Annotated in this window: 5 protein-coding genes and 1 pseudogene; 1 reads left to right on the forward strand and 5 read right to left on the reverse strand. The window is 55.4% G+C overall.

Annotation, left to right across the window (positions count from 1 at the left end):
* Window positions 1–403: 403 nt before the first annotated feature.
* From FA740_RS18930 to FA740_RS18945, 4 genes are all read right to left on the reverse strand, one after another.
* Complete coding sequence (locus FA740_RS18930) at window positions 404–2,314, reverse strand: NERD domain-containing protein (protein WP_136858357.1); 1,911 nt, start codon at window positions 2,312–2,314, stop codon at window positions 404–406.
* Window positions 2,315–2,386: 72 nt separating this feature from the next.
* Entirely contained in the window at window positions 2,387–2,809 is a 423-nt protein-coding gene (locus FA740_RS18935) for a hypothetical protein (RefSeq protein ID WP_136858358.1), read from the reverse strand.
* Between the two features lie 25 nt (window positions 2,810–2,834).
* Window positions 2,835–3,152, reverse strand: a complete 318-nt coding sequence (locus tag FA740_RS18940) for a DUF4258 domain-containing protein (RefSeq protein ID WP_136858359.1) — start codon at window positions 3,150–3,152, stop codon at window positions 2,835–2,837.
* Complete coding sequence (locus FA740_RS18945) at window positions 3,152–4,303, reverse strand: helix-turn-helix domain-containing protein (protein WP_136858360.1); 1,152 nt, start codon at window positions 4,301–4,303, stop codon at window positions 3,152–3,154. Before FA740_RS18945 ends, FA740_RS18940 begins: the two co-directional genes overlap by 1 nt.
* An 834-nt stretch (window positions 4,304–5,137) precedes the next feature.
* Here FA740_RS18945 and FA740_RS18950 point away from each other — a divergent pair.
* Complete coding sequence (locus tag FA740_RS18950; RefSeq protein WP_136858361.1) at window positions 5,138–5,593, forward strand: DUF6389 family protein; 456 nt, start codon at window positions 5,138–5,140, stop codon at window positions 5,591–5,593.
* Window positions 5,594–5,620: 27 nt separating this feature from the next.
* Here the strand turns inward: FA740_RS18950 and FA740_RS18955 are convergent.
* Window positions 5,621–5,882 (reverse strand): annotated as a pseudogene (locus FA740_RS18955) (ISNCY family transposase); the annotation flags it as partial.

Here is a 5,882-nt window from a genome sequence, read left to right on the forward strand (position 1 = left end):
AGTCCGGCAAAAGCAGGAGCTGGGACCGATCACCGCCTGAAATATGTGCCATGCCCAAGAATACCACGGCCGCTCAATGCTGGAAATCCGGTTCAAGTTTTCACACGGTCTGGATCGTTTTTGAACATGGCTGCCATGAGGGTAGAGGGGGGTGCATCCACTAATCCGCGATAGATCTCTTAAGCGCGGGGTCTGGATGGATTTACCCAGGTAAGAAAGCAGAATGGCGTTTTGGTCAGACAGATTGGCTAAATTTTCGTTTGTGCTTGACTCTGTATGGGTAAGCTAGACCAACCGCGGCAATTCCGTCGAAGCGGTCGTCATGTACATCGCAGCTGAAGACATGCCCTGCACCCTACGATGGTCCACTGCACAGATTTTACATGCCACCATGCGCGTGCGGTCAGGACATATCCTCGAAAATCGGCCAAGTCCTACCAAAAGCGGCTAGTTGAGGAGCCGAGCAAACCACGGTGATGTAGCTACCACGTACATCTCGCTTCAGGCGCGTGATCGCCGCATAGGCCCCAGCCAGATCCTCGGATCGGATGGCCTTGTTCAGGTGCAGGACCAACATACGGCTTTCCCACCCCTTGAAGCTGTGGATAGTGGCGGCCTTGACGCGCGGCTGGCCCAGGAAGAAAGCCATCTTTCGACGATCCTGCTCCGGCTTGCCTTCAGCAAAAATATGCGTGCTTGAAACCCCGTAAGGCTCACGATCCAGCTCTTCAACGATCTGACGCCCCACTTCATGGCTGCCGGACAGCAGGACAATATCTGAATTTGCCAGACCAGAGGTCAAGCCGGTCCGCTTCATTAGATTCACGACAGAATTGACGCAGGCGTTTACTGCTTCCTGCTCATCACACTGGATCCAGCGCAACTCACAAGGATAGTAATCAAGCTCGTCATTCTCGGGCTCCGGGATGATGCGGGTCGCCTCGGGCAAGAGCCGCTTAGCGAAGTCCTGACTCAGTGCCAAAAGTTTCGGCGGAAGCCGATAGCTAATATCCAGTGTCGCCCACTCGCCTGCAAATCCCGCCCCCGTCATCGCGACTTCCGTCCAGCTTTGCGCTGATCCGTATAGGTCTTGCGAGCTGTCGGCTACAAGCAAGGCCTCTCCGTTAGGTCGCAACCCCGCACGCAGCGCATTCCACCAAAGGGGTAGGTAATCCTGTCCCTCATCCACCAAAAGCGCATCATACTTATCTTTATCCGCCAAGGCAGCCGCAGCTTTTCGCGCGAGCGTTGGTACCTTTTCATTTAAGATCGGCGGTAAAATAAACTGCAATCTTCTTTGTTCTTCCCGCGCGGGCAGCTTCATATTCTTGATCTCAGCAACGGGCTGCATAATAGCAGCGTATTCATCGCTGAAGGCTTTAGAGGTCTGGCAGACATCCCGGCACCAATTGTGAAAATGCGTGAAGGTCAAAGTACCACTGCGCCGCCCTCCCTTGCGTGCCCGCACCACCAGATCGCGCAGGTAATGCCAAAGCGTCATATTGAAAGTGACAACCAGCACATCTCTGCCCTCATCAACCAGCTTGGCCGCCTTTGCAGCTAGGACCAGGGACTTCCCCGAACCAGCAGCCCCCTTTATGCGTCGATAGCCACTTTTTGTACGTGTTTGGGCCAGTTCACGCTGTTTTTGATCCATTTCCAGTGGCACCCTCTGTGCCTGAGAAAAGTCGGGTTCGACCAACCAACCCCGCAGATCCTCTGCCAGATCGGGGCGCATATAGGATTTGCCCTTGCGGGTCAGGAGGGGAAGGAGAGTTTCAACGCAGCCCTCATCCAGCTCGCGACGAACGATGACGGGCCAGTACTCATGGCGCCTGTCATGCTCTCCCGGGCGCAAGAACGGCTCTTGCAGTTGCAGAACCTTTTCCCGGTCTGCCGCGGTGAAAGCGAGGCCTGCATTGATAGCCCCGAAACCGTTCTTTTCTGCCAGACGGGGGCAATAAACTGAGTAGATCGCTTCCTTGTAGCGCCTGATCTTCGCGAAAGGGTTTTCTACGCGAAAATCACGCCCATCCGGCCCGATCGCGTAAAGTTCACTCCGCCCGCTCCTGTGATCTTTGAAAAAGTAGCGCATAGCATCAAGGTTCCAGTCCTTCACCTCGATGACGCCGATCCCCACATTCGGCTCAAGTAGAACGAAATCAGGCTTCAGCCCATTGAAATGTGGCTGAAGATAAATTTCCCACTTTGGTGGCAATTTGTCATCCAGCATGTCAAGCACCCGCAATTCGCCAGTCGTCAAAGGTTGGCGCAAATGGGAGTGCTGATCGCGAGGCGGTTCGATAATGCGCATGGCTGCTCTTTTAAATACTTAGTTCGTGAGAAATATGGTGGGGAATATCGGTGCAACACAAAGCTGCGCCTCTCAAGCGGCGACAAGGGCACCGTTTGCGCAAGCTAGCCGTCCAGAAGAGCCATCTAGTCGCGCTGGTCGGCTCAAAATGGCAGTCATCTCGATCGCCAAAAGCGTAGCGCCGTCAAAGAAATCCTTCAAGCTTGCTTCGGCGGTAATCTCCAGAAACGGCCTTCCCTTCGAATCCTTATTTAACCAAAGATCCACCTGCGGACCCGCCAGATTTTGGACACTTACTGCCATAGCCTCAATAAGACGCGCAGGCTCCGGAAAGATGGGTCTCCCCCAACCATCCCCTATCGTTGCTGTCTTCAGGGCGCCACCCGTCTGGCCATAGGTCAGGCGCAACAGCGTATATCTGCCTGCTTCGATGCGCCATTGGCGCTTTGCATGGTGAAACTTGGTCGATTCAACAATGCGAACATGCTGGGTCATTATGAAATCTCCACGCCAGGGAATGTCAGTGGTATTTGAACGAGGGGCGGCGACGGCTGCTGACAAGACGACGGTCGCTGGCATGGTAGCAGGTCACCACCTCGCCCTCATCGCTCACCACCGCTTGCAGCCGCGCAAGACTGCGCAATGTTCCCTCAGGTGCGCCTTCTGATGCCAACCTGCGCAAGTCCGCTCTGGACAGTTGAACATAGGAGCAACCTTGGCCCGCATTGTAGGTTCTGCCATGTTCCAGCAGAATACGCATGGCTTCTGCGGAAACTCCGCGCTGCGCGAGCCGGCAGATGGCATGCCGACTGTAGCGATAGGCTGATTGCACCTGCATCACACAGCCCCCTTGTCAAAAGCCTGCTTGCTGGCCTGACGTTGCCGCTCCAGCTCTAGTAGACGCGCAACCTGTTCTGCCTGTGCTTCTTCGGCTGGATCCGGTTCGTTCAAAAAGTGGAAGTAATGGGGGAAACAACCTTCCTTCAGCTCACGCCTTGCGTTGAAGGGATCAGCGTAGACGGCATCGCGCTCTTCGGCAGAGAGGCCTTCTGCAACATGTCCCTCCGGCTCAAAGTAGCGCGCGGCCAAGCAGTGATACTCTGCGTCCAATTCAGGGTTGTCGGCCGCATAGGCCGCTTGCCAAGCAGACTGTTTCCCCAAACTTTCTTCACGCTGCTCTGCCAACTTCGCAGACCGCGCATTTTCTTGGCGCAGAACCTCCTCCACTACGGCCTGCATTCCGAAACGCTCCAGGCTCTCGCGTGCCGGTAGTCGTAGCCGACCGGTCGTAAAATCAGAAACTCTCTCTGCATTCTCTTGCGCAAGAAAGGACAGGATTTCAGGGTCGACATTGAAGCCGACGGCCTTCAGTGGTGTTCCGGCATCCGGTTGGGGCATTGATGTCGCATCCACGATCCCTTTGAGGTCTTGACACAGCCGCCGTAATGCCACCGCGAAAAGGTTGCGAGGCGTAGCGTCTTTTGGATCTGCCGCAATGCCGAAGCATTTGCGCTGGTCAGCTGCGCGCTGATCAAGGTCAAACCCTTCCTGTTCCTCAGCATTGCCACCAATTTGCACATACAGACCGGCCTTCTTTGCAGCCCGCCACGCGTCCAGATCCTGCTCCGGGACACGGATGGCGTGGCCGGCCAGGATGGCGAAAAGAACGGGGGCAATCTCGATAATGTCGCGCTGTGTCACTCCGTAGCGCACCCCCATCACCTCAAAGGCATTGTGCGAGGCAACCGAAACAGAGGCGTGGATGGACACCCTCCCATCAGGCACGTCGACGAAATTCTCATAAAACGCGACGGGCTCACAGCTCAAAAGCTCTGCGATGATGCGGAGATCTCGATCTTTCGGGACGTTCGCGCCACTCATCCATCGGCTAACAGTCCGCGCATCCTTGCCTGTCGCTTCCTTGATGTCCTTCTGTGTGACCCCACGAGCTTTCATCAAAGCTCTTAGCTTTTCTCGATCCAACGCCATTTTGATAAGCCTCCTTAGCTGCACTTAAGATGCCAGACACTTTCTTATATTGTTAGATGTCATATTTTGGCGCGATTTACGCAGTTAAGTGGCAAATTACATTGTAATAAGCATATCGTTCGCAAAAATACAGACAAAATATGTCAGAAGATCGTAATGCGTATGTTTGCACACGAGACTGATTCGAATATTTCCATCCACCCGCGGCCAAGACTGAGCCGCGGGCCAAGTTGATCGACCGGCACTATGCTATCAGAGGTGTGAAGTCTGACGGGCTGAGTAGTAGGTCCGCAAGTTTGGCGGCCCCAAATGGCAACTGGAAGAAGTCCAGGATTAGAAGTGGGTCATCGCGAAACAACTCGAGAGTTTGTCCGTACAGACGCCAGCAGCAGATGCGGCCATGCTGTGCGATAGAACGAACAGCCGCTTCAGAAGCCGCGCTTTACAGCATCAACGATGAACGGGTGTCCGCTAAGGGCCGATCACTCTTTCTGCATCTGCATTGGCTGCGGGAGAGACTAATGTCCGAGGAGGGCTCTTCGCGCCGATCTGTGGCGCTATCTGACGCGCGGAAGTTGTTTGCAAAGCAAAAAATCTGGCTCCCAAAGCGGTATTATATGTTGTCACCAAGTTAAAATGTCGCGTGTTCCGCCATTTAGAAAAGTCGCTGCCCGTGCGGCGAGGGCTGAGCCGACCCCGGGCCGCTCTCTCCATAAAGGGCCGTAGGGACGGGGTCGGCGGCGGAAGCAAAGTTGCGCGAGAGGCAGCTATGCGGGACATTGCGGTAATTCAGCCTTCCCGCCATCATAGGTTTCACACGTCGAGGAAGCCGCTATGATCAGTGGATATGAGGAATACAAACGGACTCTGCTGGCCGTCCTTCGTGCCCATACAGACGCTGCACTGTCGGCGCTGCAGGGAATAGATCGCAATCTGCCGGACAAAGCGCGCAGCATCCGAATTGTCGTTCATCTTCCTCAAGACGCTGACGGCATGTTCGACGTCATGGTTCATCTTGATGGGCCTGACTTGCTTTCTTTAAACAAGGCCATCGGTGACTTCCGGTCTCTTTTTGAAGTGCGCATTACTGATGGCAACCTCTGTCCAGAGGTGCCGCTCTTCGATCCGTTTGATCAGCCGTTCAGCGTGAATGACGCAATCGTGGATAGCACCATGATTTGGCTGAAAGAGGTGTGGACTGCATATGGCGGAACGAGCAGGCGCCTGCCAATCACTGTTGAGGGTCAGGGTGGATATGGAAGCCGTCCGATGATCTCTCTCAATGCCTGATCGACTGTCCGCAGTGGGCTCTTCGCGTCATTCAGCCGGCGGCGGCAGCGCTGCCGCCTGGTCCTCGGACGCACGGCGCTCAGCGCGCTTATCGAGCCAGCTCTTGCGGCCGGCGCCACGCTTGCCGCTCGGGGTGTAGCGGGTGCGCTGTTTGCCGACCGCGCCGATCTGAGGCGGATTGGCCTCCTGCTGCGCCTTGATGTAGGCCAGCATATCGCCAAGGTGTTTATTCTCGGTGATCGCGGTATGGGTCACGCGCTGCTGGCTGGGATCAAAGATCCGATAGGGC

Source organism: Paracoccus hibiscisoli, from assembly GCF_005048265.1.
Lineage (GTDB): Bacteria > Pseudomonadota > Alphaproteobacteria > Rhodobacterales > Rhodobacteraceae > Paracoccus > Paracoccus hibiscisoli.

Bases quoted from the DNA above. Each gene is read 5' to 3' on its own strand.
- FA740_RS18945 (WP_136858360.1), bottom strand. From the start codon at position 4,303: ATGGCGTTGGATCGAGAAAAGCTAAGAGCTTTGATGAAAGCTCGTGGG.
- FA740_RS18940 (WP_136858359.1), bottom strand. From the start codon at position 3,152: ATGCAGGTGCAATCAGCCTATCGCTACAGTCGGCATGCCATCTGCCGG.
- FA740_RS18930 (WP_136858357.1), bottom strand. From the start codon at position 2,314: ATGCGCATTATCGAACCGCCTCGCGATCAGCACTCCCATTTGCGCCAA.
- FA740_RS18950 (WP_136858361.1), top strand. From the start codon at position 5,138: ATGATCAGTGGATATGAGGAATACAAACGGACTCTGCTGGCCGTCCTT.
- FA740_RS18935 (WP_136858358.1), bottom strand. From the start codon at position 2,809: ATGACCCAGCATGTTCGCATTGTTGAATCGACCAAGTTTCACCATGCA.